The organism is Colwellia psychrerythraea (genome assembly GCF_000764185.1).
In the GTDB taxonomy this organism is placed as follows: domain Bacteria; phylum Pseudomonadota; class Gammaproteobacteria; order Enterobacterales; family Alteromonadaceae; genus Colwellia; species Colwellia psychrerythraea_B.
This window is the reverse complement of record NZ_JQEC01000011.1, coordinates 337,847-356,194: the sequence shown is the minus strand read 5'-3', so window position 1 is coordinate 356,194 and position 18,348 is coordinate 337,847. Positions and strand designations below refer to the sequence as shown.

The window sequence follows — 18,348 nt, the reverse complement described above, 5'->3', positions numbered from 1 at the left end:
GGCATGACCGATATTAAAAGTGGTGGCGACAATGGTAAATTACTTTACTGCTCATTTTGTGGCAAAAGCCAACATGAAGTACGTAAATTAATTGCTGGCCCATCAGTGTTTGTTTGTGATGAATGTGTAGAACTATGTAATGACATTATTCGCGAAGAGATTTCTGAAATTTCGCCAAAAGAAAATAAAGAAGCGTTGCCTTCTCCTATAGAGATCCGTGAAAGTCTTGATGATTATGTTATTGGTCAAGACCATGCGAAAAAAGTACTAGCGGTTGCAGTATATAACCATTATAAACGTTTACGAAATGGTGATAATCATAATGGTGTAGAGCTTGGTAAAAGTAATATTTTGCTTATCGGTCCAACGGGTAGTGGTAAAACATTATTAGCGCAAACATTAGCTCGCTTATTAGATGTACCATTCACTATGGCTGATGCAACTACGTTAACTGAAGCGGGTTATGTCGGTGAAGATGTTGAGAACATCATTCAAAAGTTATTGCAAAAATGCGATTATGATGTAGACAAAGCTCAACGTGGTATTGTTTACATTGATGAGATTGATAAGATTTCACGTAAGTCAGATAACCCTTCTATAACCCGTGATGTTTCCGGTGAAGGTGTTCAGCAAGCCTTATTAAAGCTTATTGAAGGTACCGTTGCTTCCGTACCTCCTCAAGGTGGTCGTAAACATCCACAACAAGAATTTTTGCAAGTTGATACTTCTAAAATACTGTTCATTTGTGGTGGTGCTTTTGCTGGTTTAGATAAAGTTGTTGAGCAGCGTTGTCATACTGGCACCGGTATTGGTTTTGGCGCAGAAGTTCGTGGCAAAGACCAAGAGGTATCGTTAACAGATCGCTTAGCTGATGTTGAGCCGCAAGATTTAGTTAAGTATGGTTTGATTCCTGAGTTTATTGGTCGTTTGCCCGTTTTGGCAACATTACGAGAACTCGATGAAGAAGCGCTTATTCAAATATTGCAAGAGCCTAAAAATGCACTAACTAAGCAGTTTACCGCATTATTTGATATGGAAAATGTCGAGCTAGAGTTCAGAGCTGATGCTTTACACGCTATTGCACGTAAAGCTATGAACAGAAAAACTGGTGCTCGTGGTTTACGCTCAATCGTTGAAGCTGTTTTACTCGAAACTATGTATGAATTACCATCCATGGAAAATGTCAGTAAAATTGTTGTAGATGAAAACACCATTAAAGGTGAGAGTAAGCCGATTGTTATTTATGACAGTAAGCAAGATAAAGCTGCCTCCGAGTAACTTTAAACGCCTGTAGTTTGCTTAAGTAAAAAATATAGCCTGATGTAGTAAGTAATTATTTTTATAGATAATTACTTACTACATCAGGCTTTTTTGATCTTATTCATAAAAATCTAGTTGTTTAGCGCTTTATTTTTTATCTATTGTTGAAAGTTAACAGCCTAGCCCCATATAGATTCTATAGCTTTAAACTATTTTATTAATTAAAACAATTCCCAAGAAGAGTAGCCAATGAGTAAAGAATTATCTGGTGTCGTTGAGATCCCCGTTTTAGCCTTAAGAGATGTTGTTGTTTACCCGCAAATGGTTATCCCCCTTTTTGTTGGCCGTGAAAAATCAATTCGTTGTCTAGATTTAGCGATGGAAAATGATAAGCAAGTATTTCTTGTTGCGCAAAAAGATGCTGCCATCGACGATCCTAAAGCTGAAGACGTATACAGCACAGGTACGGTTGCTACTATATTGCAAATGTTAAAGTTACCCGATGGTACTGTTAAAGTATTAGTTGAAGGTGCACAGCGTGCCACAATAAATAAGTTCGTTGAGACTGAAGAGTATTTTAGCGCGGAAATTGAATATGTTAAGCCAAAATCTGAGCTTGGCGATGATATTGATGTTCTAATCCGTTCGGCTATTTCTCAATTTGAAGGTTATGTAAAACTTAATAAAAAAATCCCACCAGAAGTACTCACTTCGGTATCGGGTATCGATGAAGCCGAGCAGCTTGCTGATACTATGGCCGCTCATATGCCTCTTAAGCTGGCTGACAAGCAAAAGGTTTTAGAGATTCTTGATGTTAATGTTCGTTTAGAGCATTTGATGGCTTTAATGGAAGGCGAAATTGACTTATTACAAGTTGAAAAGAAAATTCGTACCCGTGTTAAAAAACAGATGGAAAAAAGTCAGCGCGATTATTACTTGAATGAGCAAATGAAAGCCATTCAAAAAGAGCTTAACGAAGGTGATGATGCACCAGATGAGCTTGAGCAAATGGCGAAGCGCATTGAAGAAGCACAAATGCCAAAAGAAGCGAAAGACAAAACGGTTGCTGAATTGCAAAAGCTTAAAATGATGTCGCCCATGTCGGCAGAAGCAACTGTTGTGCGCAGCTATATCGATTGCATGATAAACGTGCCGTGGAAAAAGCGCAGTAAATTAAAGCGTAACCTTACCTTAGCTCAGGAGGTATTAGATAAAGATCATTTTGGTTTAGATAAGGTTAAAGAGCGCATTTTAGAGTATTTAGCGGTACAACAAAGAGTAAGTCAATTAAAAGGGCCAATTCTTTGTTTAGTAGGACCTCCAGGTGTTGGTAAAACTTCGCTAGGTCAGTCTATTGCTAAAGCTACCGGTCGAAAATATGTGCGTATGGCGTTAGGTGGCGTTCGTGATGAAGCTGAAATTCGTGGTCATCGCCGTACTTATATTGGCTCGCTACCGGGTAAATTAATCCAGAAAATATCAAAAGTAGGTGTTAAAAACCCGCTATTCTTATTGGATGAAATTGACAAAATGGCGTCTGATATGCGCGGCGATCCAGCCTCGGCATTACTTGAAGTATTAGACCCAGAGCAAAATACCACTTTTAATGATCATTATTTAGAAGTTGATTATGACTTGTCTGATGTGATGTTTGTTGCTACTTCTAATAGTATGGATATTCCTGGTCCCTTGTTAGATCGTATGGAAGTTATTCGTTTGTCGGGCTATACGGAAGATGAAAAACTTAATATTGCTAAAAATCATTTACTCAACAAACAAATTGAGCGAAATGGCTTGAAAGCTAAAGAAATTGACATTGATGATAGTGCTATTGTTGGCATTATTCGTTATTACACACGTGAAGCGGGTGTACGTAGTCTAGAGCGCGAAATATCGAAACTGTGCCGTAAAGCGGTAAAGGCTATTTTACTGGATAAAAAGTTAAAGAAAGTCACCATTAATCAAGATAATCTAAATGAATTTTTAGGCGTACAACGATTTGATTATGGCAAGGCTGACTCGGAAAATCGCGTCGGCTTGGTAACTGGTTTAGCATGGACTCAAGTTGGCGGTGAGCTACTCACTATAGAAACAGCCTCTGTACCAGGTAAAGGTAAGCTGACCTATACCGGTTCATTAGGTGATGTTATGCAAGAATCTATTCAAGCGGCCATGACGGTTGTACGTAGTCGCACCGAGAAACTTCGTATTAATGAAGATTTTTATGAAAAACGTGATATCCATGTTCATGTGCCTGAAGGGGCAACACCAAAAGATGGTCCTAGTGCCGGTGTTGGCATGTGTACAGCATTAGTTTCAAGCCTTACAGGTAATCCGGTCAAAGCTGAAGTTGCTATGACAGGTGAAATTACTCTACGTGGTGAAGTGTTAGCAATCGGTGGTCTTAAAGAGAAGTTACTTGCTGCGCATCGTGGTGGTATAAAAACTGTAATTATACCCCATGAAAACGAACGTGATTTACAGGAAATTCCTGACAATGTTAAGGCTGAATTGTCTATCCACCCAGTAAAATGGATAGATGAAGTACTTGCTCTTGCGCTTGAACAGCCAGTAGAACAATGGAAAGTTGAAAAATAATTTGCTTAAAGCTTGGCCTTTTTTGATGATTTATATCAAAAAAGGCCAAAAAATCTAAAAAAATAGCAAAAAAACGTAATAATCGCTTTGCAAACGCTGAAACTATGGTAAGTTAACTACGCTTTTATCGCTAGACCCCTTGTCCTCTATGTTATATAGATGATTTGAAGGGAGCTAGAGAGCAATATAATTTCTACACACAACGCTTCAAGTCATCGAATGAAAATAATTTTTTGATTGATGAAACTTATAAAAAGGAGAGCGTTGTATAATAACAATTGAAGGGGTATACACTGTGAATAAATCTCAACTAATCGAGAAGATTGCTGCTGGTGCAGACATTTCAAAAGCTGCTGCGGGTCGTGCATTAGATTCATTTATTGGCGCTGTAACTGATGAATTAAAAGATGGCGAACAAGTTGCTCTTGTTGGTTTTGGTACTTTCTCAGTACGTGACCGTGCTGCTCGTACTGGTCGCAACCCACAAACGGGTGCTACTATCCAAATCGCTGCTGCTAAAATCCCATCTTTCAAAGCTGGTAAAGCATTAAAAGACGCATGTAACGCATAATTAGTCACTAGACTAAGTTATACCGCGTATTAGAAACCACCTTTTTAGGTGGTTTTTTGCTTTTAGGCTAGATGAAAATAGAAGTATTCTAATTAATAGAATATTAAATTTGCATTTTACCTAGGTTGTACTTCAAGCAATGCTTATACCAATTGCACTAATTAATTGGTCAGCTTAGAGCTATATTAGAGAGCTTAGAGCAAACAAAATTACTTAAACATAGTTATTCTATGTTTTATTCATTTTGTGCCGCTATAAGTTTGCGAATAAACTCCGAAGGGCGAGTTTGAAATTCTTACATGCGGCGTTATTGACTTTGAGAAGGGAATAACTATTCTCTTCAATCAATGCCTTGCCTCTAAGCCTTTTAATTCTCGCTAAGTGGTCAATAAATTAATGCACTTGTTATTATCTTCTGCTAAAATCGCGAGCAACTTTAATTAATACCAAGTGATGCATTTGGTATTAAAATACCTAAGCCTAGATGTTTTAGGCATAAAAAAAGAGAAAGAGATGTTAGAAGATATTCGTGAAAAATCGCAAGGACTGACTGCCAAAATTATTCTTGGTTTGATTATCCTAACCTTCGCTGTCGCAGGTGTTGGCAGTTATACCAATTCTGTTGATACTTCAGTAGCTACAGTTAATGGTGAAGCCATTAGTCAACAAGCATTTAATAAAGCTTATCAAACACAGCGTGGCCGTATGGCGCAACAATTTGGTGAAATGTTTGATACCTTATCAAATGATGCCAATTATATGGCAAACTTTCGCCAAGGTGTCTTAGACAATCTAATTAATGAAAAGCTTATTGATCAAAACAGCAAAGCGTTAGCTATTCGTGTTTCAGATGCTCGCTTAAAAGAAACTATCCGTAAGATGCCTGAATTTCAAGTTGATGGTGTTTTTGATAATAACCGTTATTTAGCCATTATCAATCAAGCTGGTTTTTTCCAATCATCAAGTTTCCGTGATTATTTACGTGTTGAAATGACTCGCCGTCAGTTAAGCCAAGCGTTAGTTGCCACAGAGTTTAGTTTACCTTATCAAGAAAAACTGCAAACAGCATTACAGAATCAAACTCGAGATATTCGATTTGCCACCATCTCAGCACAGCAGTTTAAAGCAGCCATTGAGTTAACCGATGAGGAAGTAAATAACTATTACCTTGCTAATCAAGCTCGTTTTGAAAATAAAGAGCAAGTGAAAATAGATTACATTAGCTTAAATGTAGCTGACATCGCTAAAGGTATTAATGTTACTGATGAAGAGTTAACTAAACATTACCAAGATAACTTATCTAGCTTTACTGAAGCAGAGCAGCGCCGTATTTCTCATATCTTAATTGAATTTGCTGATGATGAAGCTGCAGCTAAAACCCAAGCACAAGCTATTTTAACGCGTCTTGAGCAAGGTGAAGATTTCGCCGTGGTTGCTATTGAAGTTTCTAATGATACTTTCAGTGGTGAAAACGGTGGCGATCTAGAATGGTTAGAGCCAGGTGTTATGGAGGAAAGTTTTGATGAAGCTGCATTAGCATTGATTAATATTGGTGATATTACTCCATTAGTTAAGACGAGCTTTGGTTACCATGTATTAAAACTAACTGATTATAAAGCCGAAGCAATCCAAGGTTTTGCTGATGTACAAGCAGAACTACGTACTAAGTTAAGTAATGAGCAAGCACAAGACAAATTTTTTGCCTTGCAGCAAGAAATGGCACGCATCAGCTTTGAATTCCCTGATAGCCTTGAAGATGCTGCGAGTGAGGTAAATGTTACCATACAGACTTCTCCTTGGTTATCGCGTAATGGTAATAGTGCACCTTTTGATCAAGCAAAAGTTATTGAGGCGGCTTTTTCTGAGATGGTTTTACAAGACAACATGAACTCAGACCTTATTGAAGTGAATGATGATATTGCCTTAGTACTACGCCTTAATACATTCCAAGAAGCTAATGTTAAGCCGTTATTGGAAGTTGAAGCACAAATTAAAGATATCTTAGTGAATCAAAAATCAACCGAGCAAGCCCAACAAACCGTTGATGCTTTATTAGCTGACTTTAATACAGGCACGGATATTTCTACTCAACTAACAGCGCTTAATGCAAGTTTTGTTAATAAGGCTAATGTTGCCCGTTATAGTCCTGAAGTTGATCAAAGTATTAGTCGTGCGGCTTTTGTGTTACCACATCCGGTTAACGGTGTTGTTTCCGCTTCAACAGTAGCTTTAAGCAATGGTGACCTAGCGCTAGTTGAAGTAACCGCTGTAGGCGTAAGTGAGACAGCAGCTAACCCTAACTTAGCCCAGCAACAAACTTCTCAGTTAGCACAATCTGCTTATCAAAGTTTTGTTAACTCGTTAAAGGTAGGTGCTAAAATCACCCGTAAACAAGTTACTGAGCCAGTAGCTATTTACTAAGAACTTACCTATTTTAAAATAGAGAGTTCCATTAGTCGCTTATAGTGGCTAAAAAGGCCAATAGTAGTTCCTACTATTGGCCTTTTTATTTGCAATTACAGGGGGGAGTAGGTTAAATAATAAGGGTTAAATAGGTGTGCTAACTAAAAGTATACTCATTGGTTTTATTTCAGCTGGAAGTTTTGGCTCATCATTAATTTTTTTGTCACCTTATGTTGTGGATCACGCATTACTTCGATAGTTTTACCAGATTCAACGACCTCGCCATGGGACATCACCATGACATCGTCACTAAAATGGCGAACAATACCCAAATTATGAGAAATCAAGATATAAGCTAACCCCATCTGTTGCTGTAAATCGAGCAATAAATTAACCATTTGTGACCGAAGAGAGGGATCAAGCGCTGCCAAGGCCTCGTCTAGGATTATTACTTGCGGTTGCAATATTATCGCCCGAGCGAGAGATATGCGCTGCTTTTGTCCTCCTGAAAACATATGGGGATAAAAATTCATATGATCGCCAAGCAAGCCAACCTTCTGCAAAGTGGTACGAATAAGCTGACGACGTTGCTTTTCATCTAAATCAGTGTTTAGGGTCAATGGCTCGTCGAGTAACTCTTGTATGGTTAAACTTGGGTTTAAGGTGGTGCCAGAGTCTTGAAATATCATCCTGACATGTTGACACCTTTCTTTAAAACGTTGGTTTTGCAGTAATTGACCGTTTAGGTATATCTTACCTGCGGAGGGTTTTTCTGCGCCAACTAATATCTTCGCTAACGTTGACTTGCCCGAACCTGTTTCCCCAACTATAGCTAACGTTTTTTTTGCTTCAATGGTGAAGGATAATGGTGATAATGCATTGAATTTGCGTTTGTGAAACCAGTGACCTTTAAGCTTGAACGATTTGGATATATCTCTAACATCAAATAAAATACTCACTCTAGTTTCTTCCTTTTACAGCGTTGTTTTTCATGACTTCTTTTTTTACTGTTTCACGAAGGATAGGGAAATGACAACTAACTTTATGACCATGAAAATTACTTACCTTTGGTGCTGAGACACACATTTGCTGGGCTCGAGGACATCGAGGACCTAACCGACACCCTATAGGTAAATGTTGTAAGATAGGGATGCTACCAGGTAGCGTCATTAGTCGAGATTTAGTCGGTAATTGTAAATTGGCTTTAGTACTACTATCAACTAGAGCGCGGGTGTATGGATGCATAGGCTTATTAAATATTTGTTCTGTCGTGCCTGCTTCGACGAATTGACCGCTATACATCACCGTAATGGTGTTGGTCCAGTGGGTAAGGTTTTCTAAATCATGACTGATTAATAAAATCGACATGTTTTTTAATTGGTTCAAGTTGGCTAATAATCTAAAAATCTGCCCCTGATTAGTACTTTCCATCGCTGCTGTCGGCTCATCGGCAATCAGTAATATTGGACGGCCAGCGAGCGCTATTGCTATCATGACGCGTTGGCAAATTGCTTCGGTGAGCTGATGAGGATAACTACTAATACATTGACTATGATTTTTAATGCCGACTTTATGCAGCAACTTAATCACTGCGGCTTTACGTTGTTTGTTACGCTGCCAAAAATAACCAGATAGTTGTGAAGTATCAATGGCTTCACTTAATTGCTCACCTATCAAAGTCGTGGGGTCTAAGCAACTCATTGGCTCTTGGAATATCATCGCGATATCACGGCATAATAATGCTTTACGCTCATCAATCGTTAATCTCAGTAAGTCGATACCGCGCCAGTGAAATCGATCAGCATGAACATGCCATTTATCTTCCAATACACCGATAATAGCTTGAGCTAAGAGTGACTTACCTGAGCCAGATTCGCCTACTAAACCGCGTACCTCACCTTCTTTGATTGATAAACTTACTCTGTCTACTGCTAATACTCGGCCATTGGGGGTATCTAGCTCTATGGATAAATTTCTAATGTCGAGTAAATTCATAAGCTCTTCTAAGCGCTCTTTTTAGACTGAATATTTAATGTCAGATAATGTAAAGCGACATTGTTTGTTACTGATATGAAATCTGTCGTTGTCGTTATGCTAGATATTGTCACTATTTGAGGGTATACCATTAGCTTTCCTTGCGTAATTTGAGCGCATGGCGGATTCCTTCGCCCACTAAGTTAGTGGCAACGACGGCGAATAAGATTGCTAAGCCGGGTAAATAAACTGTCCAAGGCGCTATATAGAAGCGCTCAAGTCCATTTGCTAATATTGCGCCCCATTCAGGTAAGGGGATTTGTGCACCGAGCCCTAAAAAACCTAAGGTAGCAATATCTAATATCGCTGCCGATTGCGCTAAGGTCGCTTGACTCATTAAGCGCTCAACAATATTAGGAAATACCGAGTAATACAAAATACGGAAATTACTGGCGCCATCAAGGCGTGACGCTAGTACATAGTCTTTTCTAAACTCTTCTTTTACCGCATAACGGGTAATGTGAATAAATTGCGGAATAAAAACGATGGCGATTGCCCATACAGTATTACTGATGCCAGGACCTAATATCGCAACAATAATTATGGCAAGTAATAATGAGGGGATTGAGAGTACAACATCAAGGAAGTGATTTAAAAAGCTAGATTTAATGCCGTGAGTTAATGCTGATAACGAGCCTATAACTACGCCGATAACCAGTGAGAAAATCACCACTATAAAACTTAAACCAAAAGTCAGAGATGTACCATACATTAGCCTTGATAACATATCTCGGCCAAGTTCATCGGTACCTAAAAGGTAGCTAACATTGCCATCAACATGCCAAGCCGGAGGTAATAATATCATCTGCAAATTACCGTCTACTGGAGAGTAGGGAGCTATAATTGGCGCGAAAATAGCTAACAATATAAGAAAGATAAAACAGCAGAAACCTACCATGGCGACAGGTGTTTTACGAAAAATCCCCCACAGCTGCATAAAAGGCGAGGGAAAAACTTCTTCAAGGTATATTTTTTCACGCGCCATGCTTATTTCCTCGTGCTAATGGGTTGAGCGCCGCATAAATAAAGTCTGTCAGTATATGAATAATGAAGATAAAACATGACAGCACTAATAAACCACTTTGTATAGCAGTGTAATCTCGCTGGAATATACTTTCTATCAGCCAGCGACCTATGCCTGGCCAACTGAAAATGACTTCAGTAACCATAGCGATAGTGACCAAGTTGGCAAATTGCAAACCTACATGTCGTATTATTTTAATCAGTGCATTACGTATGGCGTGTCGAAATATGATTTGTTGAAAGGTTAAACCTTTAGCGCGAGCTGCTCTGATATAACTGGCGGCTAATACTTCGATCATCGCTGCACGAGATAAGCGGATAAAAATGGTTGCCGGTGCTAAGGCTATGACACATGCAGGTAGAATTATATGAGCACTGGCATTACTAAATGCTTGCCATTTATAGGGACTATCACTTAACAAAATATCAATAAATTGGATGCCGGTAACAAATTCAATTTCAAAGAGTAGACTTATTTGTCCTGCTGATGGCAACCAGCCCAAAGTGATAGAAAAAACAAGAATTGCCAACAATCCTAGCCAAAAGACCGGAATAGAATAACCAATCATTGCAAAAGATAATATTGCATTGTCACTGGCTTTATTATGATTAATGGCGGCAATAAAACCTAAAGGAATACCAACTAACATAGCAATAAGCAAAGCCACTAAGCTAAGCTCTATTGTTGCAGGTAGTAATTCTATAATTTCATTATTAATGGGAGATTGGCTGGCCATGGATTGACCAAAATCACCATTAAGAATATGGCCTAAATAAGCACCATATTGCTTGACAATATTTTTATCCATTTGATAGCTTGCTTTAAGCTCTACTAGTTCAGCTGCTGTGGCATTAGTCTGCCCTGAATGATTGATTACCGTATCACCGGGGAACAAAAAACTTAAGCTAAATGATAATAAAGTTAATACCAGCATAGTAAAAATAAATAGACTTATGCGTCGTAAGGTAAAAGTCAGCATATTACTTACTCACCTTTTTACTATGCTTTGGTTTGTCTAAAGGGGAGGGGTTACTGCTGAGATCTTTTTTGGAAACTTGATAAAAGCTAATACCACCAAAGGTTGACAATATATCACCCTCAACATTTATGCCGCGAGCCTGAAATCGTTTGGAGTGAGCAATAGGCAATAACGGCATTTCTTCATTTATTATTTCCATCGCTTGAGAATAATAAACTTTTCTTTTATTCATATTGGTTGTTTTTAGGGCTTTTTGCAGCAAAAGGTCAAATTTTTTGTTACACCAAAAGGTGCGATTATTGCCTTTTTCACTAGCGGAGCAACTGAGCATTGGTGTGAAAAAATTATCGGGCTCGGGATTGTCAGCGTTCCAACCTAATAGGAAACTCTGATGCTCACCTAAGGATAAACGGCGTAGAAAAGTACTCCATTCATAACTAACAATCTTCACTTTTACGCCAATTTTCTTTAAATCGGCTTGGATTAGTTTTGCCATGGTAATTGCATTTGGATTGTAAGCTCTTTGCAATGGCATTGCCCATATATCCATAGTAAAACCTTGCGCATAACCGGCTACTTCTAGTAGCGACTTTGCCCGTACTGGATCATAGCCAAGTTCAGGGGTATTAGGGTCATAAGCCCACGAGGTTTCAGGAAGTATTGATCTTGCTCTAGCAGCTTGAGAGCGGTAAACCGTATCTATTAAGGCTTGTTTGTTAATTGCTAGGCTAATAGCTTGGCGCACTAATTTATTATCAAAAGGTGCTTTTTTGGTATTAAAGCCAAAGTAGCCTACATTGAGGGAGGTAATAGATCTCAATTCTAAATCGTTTCTTTCAGCAATCTTTTCATGAGCAATAGGGTAACTACTGACATCACATTCTTTTGCTAGCAATTTAGTTAAACGACTGGTTTTACTGGGAGAAATATCAAAAACAAGTTGTTCTATTTTAGCCTTTTCTTGCCAATAGAAATCATGACGGTAGAAGCGAATTAGTGAGCCAACTCGATAATCCTTTAACTTAAATGGGCCGGTACCAATAGGGAATATGTCAATCTCATGCTGGGTATGTGCATCGAGTAATTTTTCTCCATATTCAGCTGATAAAATAGCAGCGTAATCAGTGGCTAGGTTTGCTAAAAAGGAGCTATCGTTCCGTTTTAAAACAAAACGAACGGTGAAGTCATTTATTTTCTCAACTTTATTTACCAGCTGTGAAAACTTTATACTTTGAAAAAAAGGGTACTGGCCACCAGATACTTGATGAAAACTATGTTCTTTATCTAAAATACGATTAAAGCTGAATAAAACATCATCAGCATTAAATAACCTTGTTGGTGAAAAATAACCCGTTTGATGAAACTGCACATCTTGGCGTAAATAAAAGGTGATCATTTTACCATCACGAGTTACATGCCAGTCCTTTGCTAGAGAGGGACCTAAGGTATTATCTTTTCCTTTATAAACTATAAGGCTATTATAAAGTTGTTTAGAAATAGCGTCAGTGGTTGTGCCTGAAGTACTCAATTGTGGGTTAAATGTTTCTGGAGAGCCTTCTGAGCAATAGATAACGCTTCGTTCACTTAAAGAAAGTTTATCGCCCTCATCACAGCCTACTAATAAGCTAACAATAGTGATTACTACTAGAAGATATACAGGTCTATAGTTCATCGTTAATACTGCCATCAAGCAAGTTATATTTTTTTAGGTAACCCCTTAGTTGATGATACGTTAATTCGAGTGCGTCAGCGGTTTTCTTTTGATTAAATTGACAATGCGCCAAGGCCGACTGTATTAATTCTATTTCATAATCTTGTGATAATGCCTTTAAAGACTGAGGGAATTGCTGCGTAGTTATTTTGGCTGCGGTTTTAATACTGTCTATGGCCGATGCGACCACTGTTGCTGTTTCACTAAGGGCACTGTCACTAGCAGTTAAGCTATTTTTATTGAGTTCGCTGATTCTATCATTAGTTTGAATTCGTTGATTTGGTCTAAAGGGCGACTCGAATGGATCAATAATTAACTCATGAACGGGTAAATGCGGATTGTTACAACGATAAACACTGCGTTCAACCACATTTTTTAACTCTCGAATATTACCAGGCCAATGGTAGGTAAGTAGACTGCGTTTCGCTTTCTCGGTAAAACCACTAAACAGTTCAAATTCGAGCTCGCGCGCCATATTAATAGCAAAATTTTCCGCCAACATTAAAATATCATCTAAACGTTCTCTTAATGGTGGTAGGGTAATAACATCAAAAGCTAATCTGTCTAATAAATCGGCTCTGAACTGACCCGATGCTGCCAATGTCGGTAAATCTTCATTAGTGGCCGCCACTAAACGAACATCACTATAAATGGTTTTTGAGCCACCCACACGTTCAAATTCGCCATATTCAACGACTCGTAATAATTTTTCTTGAATAAGACCAGAGGTATTGGCTATTTCATCTAAAAAAAGTGTGCCTTTATCAGCACGCTCAAACCGTCCTTCGTGACGTTTATTAGCGCCGGTAAATGCGCCACTATCGTAACCAAACAATTCTGTTTCAAGTAAGTTTTCATTTAAAGCAGCACAATTAAGCTTTAGATAGCTTTGATCCCAGCGCTTAGATAGATAGTGTAATCGGGCCGCGACAAGCTCTTTGCCTGTACCACGCTCGCCAATAATAAGTACGGGTTTACTTAAAGGAGCAATTTGAGATATTTGCTCGAGTACTTCTAAAAAGCTATTTGATTGGCCAAGTAGGTTATCTTGTTGGTTAAAACGCGCCATAGTAAACTCAAAGGTTGGTTTATTTCACTAACAAATAGTGTATTTTATTACTTGAATGGTTGAAAGACTTTTTTAAATAAATAATAACTCTTTTAAAACAATCTCTTATCATAATATTAAAAGTTGGCGCAAAAAATGAATATATTAAAAGTGTAGTTAAAGCATAAATACGCGCTAAGTTAATGCTTAGTCCAAGTAAAAGCAAATACAGTTTGGCATCATTTAGCCATTAGTTGAGGAAGTTGTTATGGGTATTTTTTCAAGATTCACAGATATTATTAACTCTAATATTAATAATTTATTAGATAAAGCCGAAGACCCAACCAAGATGGTACGGTTAATCATTCAAGAAATGGAAGATACCTTAGTTGAAGTGCGCTCTAGCTCGGCAAAAACACTAGCAGACAAAAAAGAATTAACCCGTCAAGTGACTCGTCTTGAAAAAGACGCCCAACAATGGCAAGAAAAAGCAGAGCTGGCTTTAAGTAAAGATCGTGAAGATTTAGCGCGTGCAGCCTTAATGGAAAAGAAAAAAAGCAGTGAAAGTGCTGCGGCGTTATTAGATGAATTAACTCACACTGATGAACATATCCGCAAGTTGCAAGATGAAATATCGCAATTACAAGATAAGCTGACAGATGCTAAAACACGTCAAAAGGCGATCCTTATTCGCGAAAAATCAGCAAGCTCTCGTTTAAAAGTAAAAGAAAATATTCACAGCACACGAGTGAATGATGCGTTAAACCGCTTTGATCATTACGAACGTAAAATTGACGATATTGAAGCAGAAGTTGAATCTTATGACTTAGGTGGTAAATCGTTAGCTGATGAGATTGCTGAGCTGGCGACGGATGAAAAAGTTGATGATGAATTAGCGCAGTTAAAAGCTAAGATGAAAAATAATAAAAAATAGCCTAATTCAGAAGCATAACAAGCAAGATTAAAAACATAAAAAGCTATCGGTAGAATAGGATAAAGGAGAAGTATTGTGGAAGAAGTTATCATGGCACCTGTCATTATATTTATGATTATTGTTGCCCCTATATGGTTAGTGTTGCATTACCGTAGTAAAAAACAAGTAAGCCAAGGGTTGAGCCAAGAAGAGTATATTCAATTATCAGATTTATCAGAAGTTGCTGATACCATGGCTGATAGGATACAAACTCTTGAAGCGATTTTAGACGCGGAGACCCCAAACTGGAGAGCCAAACTATGAATCGAAAAAGAGGTGAGTTATATCGTAACGCCGAGCAGGGTAAAATTGCCGGGGTTTGTGCAGGCATAGCGGATTATTTCGGTTGGGAAACCTGGTTGGTAAGAATATTAGTGGTATCAGGCGTGCTTTTTGGTATGCCTTTTCTTATCTTAGCTTATATCGCTGGTTGGTTTATTTTGGACAAATCTCCACGGAGCACAGGTAAGAGAAGCAATGAAGCACATGACAGTCGTTATGCGAGTAGTCATAAAGAAGCAAGGCATAAGACTAATGTAAGCAATGAGTCAATCAAGGTAAAAGCACGAATTTGGCAAGCAGGTGAGCCACCTAAGCAGGCACTTCATGATATTCGCCGTAAGTTTCGTGCTCTAGAGAAAAAAGTACAAGCGATGGAGCAATATGTCACTTCGGCTGAGTTTACCGTTTCTAGGGAAATTAATAAGCTTTAATCGCTAACCGTTGCCTAATAAAAGATAAAATCTGTCAGTTGGCAGCTTTTATCTTTTCCCCGGTAATGTTTCCTTGCTCAGCACTGGGGTGTTAATTTTTCTAATGGAAAGTCATCAATAGAGTGTAATTTTATTTAAAAGACTTTATTATCAAATTACTTTTAAAATCAGATTTGAATCTACAAGTTACCAATTTGTTATGGCATTAATAAGTAAATCATTTTTAAAAAAACGTGGCTTAGATAAGCTAAAACATAAGGCTAATGAACTACTCAGTCGAACTTTAGATCAGCATGTTACTTTAGCTGTTACAGGGCTAAGTCGCAGTGGTAAAACGGCATTTATAACTTCATTGGTGAATCAATTAATTAATGAAGGGAATGGCACTAAGCTTAGTTTCTTCGACCCTGTGCATAATGGCAATTTCATTGCAGCTAAACGGGTGCCGCAACAACACTTTCATGTTCCAAGGTTTGATTATGATGCCGCAATTTCTGCGTTAACATCTGAGCCGCCAAGCTGGCCAGAGCCTACCCATGGTATCAGTGAGTTACGTTTAGCAATTCGCTATCAGCCAAAAAATTCAATACTAAAATATGCCACTGATATGGCAACCTTGACCGTAGATATTACAGATTATCCAGGGGAATGGTTACTTGATTTACCTATGCTTAAACAAACATATCAAGAGTGGTCACAGCAAACACATGACCTAATGACTCGTAGGCCAAGGGCTAAGCACAGTGAAAGTTTTCTGGCTAAATTAGCCATAATTGATCCATTTTCTAGTACTAGTGAAGAGCTATTAGCAGAACTCACCCAAGAGTATACTGCGCTTTTACATACTTTTCGGCATGAGTTAGGTTTATCGGTTATACAGCCAGGACGGTTTATATTACCAGGTGAGTTAGCGGGGGCGCCAATCTTAGAGTTTTTCCCTTTTCCAGGATTAGAAAACCTAGATGCTAATGACTATCAAAATGCCCCTGATGATAGTTTTATTGGTATGTTACGATCTCGTTATCTTGAATATAAAGAGCATGTGGTGCGGAAGTTTTATCAGCAGCATTTCCTTCGCTTTGACCGGCAAATAGTACTGGCTGATTGTTTAACGCCTTTGAATAATGGCAAAGAGAGTTTTGCCGATTTAGAACTCGCTATGTCGATGATTTTGCAAAGTTATAGTTATGGTAAGTCAGGGCTATTTTCTCGTTTATTCTTCCCTAAAATAGACAAGCTGCTTTTTGGTGCTACCAAAGCTGATCATGTCACACCAGAGCAACACGCACCTATGGTGTCATTGTTAAACCAATTGATTCATCAAAATAAACATCATTTAAGTTATGAAGCAGTGCAAATTAAAACCTTAGCCATAGCTGCTGTTAAAGCGACCAATTCAGGACTCAGTAAACATAAGGGTGTAGATGTGCCCGTTATCCAAGGTCAACGTTTAACTGCCCTTAATACAGCCGAGTCAGCAAGTGTATTTGGCCAAAAGGTTACGCTATTTCCTGGTGCGGTCCCCAGTCAGTTACCTAAGGATGATTATTGGCAATCTAACACCTTTAATTTTATAGCGTTCGCCCCTTTAAATGGACTTAATAAACAGCAATGTTTACCACATGTTCGTATGGATCAAGTCTTACAGTTTTTACTAGCAGATAAAATGATATGACAAATAATGAAGATAAAAAAAATATAGCCAGTGAAAACTTGCAGCAGCAAATATTGTTTAGTGAACATGACAGCTTAGTTGAGCAAAGTGATAATCATTTTAAAGTCAGCAGTAACAATGTCTCCGAACAGCTAGTTTTTACTAATGAGGAGTATTTACCGCTAGCTGTTGATGAGGTGAGAGAGATAGAACTTGATTCCGAAAAGTTACAGCAAGATTCTACTCGCATTCAAGGCACAAAGTATTCATGGTTATGGCGAATAATTACGGTTTTATTTATAACGCTACTCACTATCGAAGCGTTTGATTTCTTTGTCTCAGGTTTTGAACAAGCCCCAATAATTACTAGCCTTTATGCACTTCTGCTCGGCTCATTAATGTTAGTCACTGGTAATGCTCTATGGCATGAGTTTATCGGTCTGAAGCAGTTTAAAAGTCGTCAGAAAATGAAACAGCAAGCAAAAGAGCTGTTATTGATAGATGCTGAACAGTTAACTGAGTCTTCTAATCAACGTGGTAAGGATTTTTGTGACCATATTAGCGAAAATCTGCCTTGTGATTTGGTGTTTGATTGTCCAACAGAGCAACAAGTTTGGCATGATGCTTATGCTGGAGAACATAGTTCTAGTGAGTTAGTGCTACTTTATTCACGTTTGGTGTTAACTAAAGTTGATGAAAAAGCACTAAATGAGGTGGCAAAGTTCTCTACTGAGGCGGTTGTCTTGGTTGCCTTAAGTCCGGTAGCACTCATTGATATGTTGATTATGTTATCGCGTAATTTACGCATGATAAACAAAATAGCAGGCTTATATGGCTTAAAACTGGGTTATTGGAGTCGAATAACGCTAATAAAACAAATATTTGTAAATATGGCTTATGCAGGTGCTAGTGAGTTGGTGGCAGATCTTGGTAGTGACATGCTTGGCGCTGAGTTAATGGGCAAGTTATCGGCGCGATTCGCACAGGGGGTAGGGGCAGGCATGCTCACAGCAAGGCTAGGGGCTAAAACGATGGAGTTATGTCGTCCAATACCTTTTGAACAAAAGCCAAAATTAACCCATGTTCGTAAAAAAATAGCTCAACAAATTAAATCTCTGATCAGTCCAGGTAAACATAAATAGTAATACCAATCCGTATAAGAAATTGATCGCTTAGCGATAATTTAGGGGCAAGGCATTGATTGAATAGAATGGTTACTCAGGAGAATAAGCTCAGGATAATATGCTCCTGCATTATCTAATAAGGTACTTCCTGTACCACGTGAATTATCTAAGAACACCATCCATGTAGAGTCCTCGTCTAAATCAATAACGCCGCTTATTAAGCCTTTACCTTGAATTAGGTATTCGCCCTTCAGAA

General features: G+C 38.4%; 15 protein-coding genes. 9 read left to right on the top strand and 6 right to left on the bottom strand.

The annotated features are described in order from the left end of the window. Positions 1 to 3 precede the first annotated feature (3 nt). From clpX to GAB14E_RS16655, 4 genes are all read left to right on the top strand, one after another. A complete protein-coding gene (clpX, locus tag GAB14E_RS16640) occupies positions 4 to 1,278 on the top strand; it encodes an ATP-dependent protease ATP-binding subunit ClpX (protein WP_033081293.1) in 1,275 nt (424 codons plus the stop codon). Positions 1,279 to 1,509: 231 nt separating this feature from the next. Continuing rightward, entirely contained in the window at positions 1,510 to 3,858 is a 2,349-nt protein-coding gene (lon, locus tag GAB14E_RS16645; protein WP_033081292.1) for an endopeptidase La, read from the top strand. Positions 3,859 to 4,153: 295 nt separating this feature from the next. Further along, positions 4,154 to 4,429 (top strand): nucleoid-associated protein HU-beta, encoded by a 276-nt coding sequence (gene hupB, locus GAB14E_RS16650; RefSeq protein ID WP_033081291.1) that lies wholly within the window; start codon positions 4,154 to 4,156, stop codon positions 4,427 to 4,429. Between the two features lie 513 nt (positions 4,430 to 4,942). Continuing rightward, positions 4,943 to 6,850, top strand: a complete 1,908-nt coding sequence (locus tag GAB14E_RS16655; protein WP_033081290.1) for a SurA N-terminal domain-containing protein — start codon at positions 4,943 to 4,945, stop codon at positions 6,848 to 6,850. Between the two features lie 164 nt (positions 6,851 to 7,014). Here GAB14E_RS16655 and GAB14E_RS16660 read toward each other — a convergent pair whose 3' ends face one another. The 6 genes from GAB14E_RS16660 to pspF all read right to left on the bottom strand — a co-directional run bounded on the left by GAB14E_RS16660 (position 7,015) and on the right by pspF (position 13,649). Next, positions 7,015 to 7,791 (bottom strand): peptide ABC transporter ATP-binding protein, encoded by a 777-nt coding sequence (locus GAB14E_RS16660; RefSeq protein ID WP_033081289.1) that lies wholly within the window; start codon positions 7,789 to 7,791, stop codon positions 7,015 to 7,017. Between the two features lies 1 nt (position 7,792). After that, a complete protein-coding gene (locus GAB14E_RS16665; protein WP_033081288.1) occupies positions 7,793 to 8,827 on the bottom strand; it encodes a peptide ABC transporter ATP-binding protein in 1,035 nt (344 codons plus the stop codon). A 130-nt stretch (positions 8,828 to 8,957) separates the two neighbouring features. Next, on the bottom strand, positions 8,958 to 9,851 hold the full coding sequence (locus GAB14E_RS16670; protein WP_033081287.1) for an ABC transporter permease subunit: 894 nt from the start codon (positions 9,849 to 9,851) through the stop codon (positions 8,958 to 8,960). Next, complete coding sequence (locus GAB14E_RS16675) at positions 9,841 to 10,869, bottom strand: ABC transporter permease (RefSeq protein ID WP_033081286.1); 1,029 nt, start codon at positions 10,867 to 10,869, stop codon at positions 9,841 to 9,843. Before GAB14E_RS16675 ends, GAB14E_RS16670 begins: the two co-directional genes overlap by 11 nt. A gap of 1 nt (position 10,870) precedes the next feature. After that, positions 10,871 to 12,541, bottom strand: coding sequence for an ABC transporter substrate-binding protein (locus tag GAB14E_RS16680; protein WP_033081285.1), 1,671 nt, complete (start codon positions 12,539 to 12,541; stop codon positions 10,871 to 10,873). Next, a complete protein-coding gene (gene pspF, locus GAB14E_RS16685; protein ID WP_033081284.1) occupies positions 12,531 to 13,649 on the bottom strand; it encodes a phage shock protein operon transcriptional activator in 1,119 nt (372 codons plus the stop codon). Before pspF ends, GAB14E_RS16680 begins: the two co-directional genes overlap by 11 nt. A gap of 247 nt (positions 13,650 to 13,896) precedes the next feature. On the opposite strand from pspF, the gene pspA reads away from it, so the two are divergent. The 5 genes from pspA to GAB14E_RS16710 all read left to right on the top strand — a co-directional run bounded on the left by pspA (position 13,897) and on the right by GAB14E_RS16710 (position 18,110). Continuing rightward, positions 13,897 to 14,562, top strand: a complete 666-nt coding sequence (gene pspA / locus GAB14E_RS16690; RefSeq protein WP_033081283.1) for a phage shock protein PspA — start codon at positions 13,897 to 13,899, stop codon at positions 14,560 to 14,562. Positions 14,563 to 14,652: 90 nt separating this feature from the next. After that, on the top strand, positions 14,653 to 14,865 hold the full coding sequence (gene pspB / locus GAB14E_RS16695; RefSeq protein ID WP_033081438.1) for an envelope stress response membrane protein PspB: 213 nt from the start codon (positions 14,653 to 14,655) through the stop codon (positions 14,863 to 14,865). Further along, the gene (gene pspC, locus GAB14E_RS16700) at positions 14,862 to 15,314 is read left to right on the top strand and encodes an envelope stress response membrane protein PspC (RefSeq protein WP_033081282.1); all 453 of its coding nucleotides are present in this window, start codon (positions 14,862 to 14,864) and stop codon (positions 15,312 to 15,314) included. Before pspB ends, pspC begins: the two co-directional genes overlap by 4 nt. A 199-nt stretch (positions 15,315 to 15,513) precedes the next feature. Next, positions 15,514 to 16,989, top strand: a complete 1,476-nt coding sequence (locus tag GAB14E_RS16705) for a YcjX family GTP-binding protein (RefSeq protein ID WP_052093509.1) — start codon at positions 15,514 to 15,516, stop codon at positions 16,987 to 16,989. Beyond that, the gene (locus tag GAB14E_RS16710) at positions 16,986 to 18,110 is read left to right on the top strand and encodes a YcjF family protein (protein ID WP_033081281.1); all 1,125 of its coding nucleotides are present in this window, start codon (positions 16,986 to 16,988) and stop codon (positions 18,108 to 18,110) included. Before GAB14E_RS16705 ends, GAB14E_RS16710 begins: the two co-directional genes overlap by 4 nt. Positions 18,111 to 18,348: the final 238 nt, after the last annotated feature.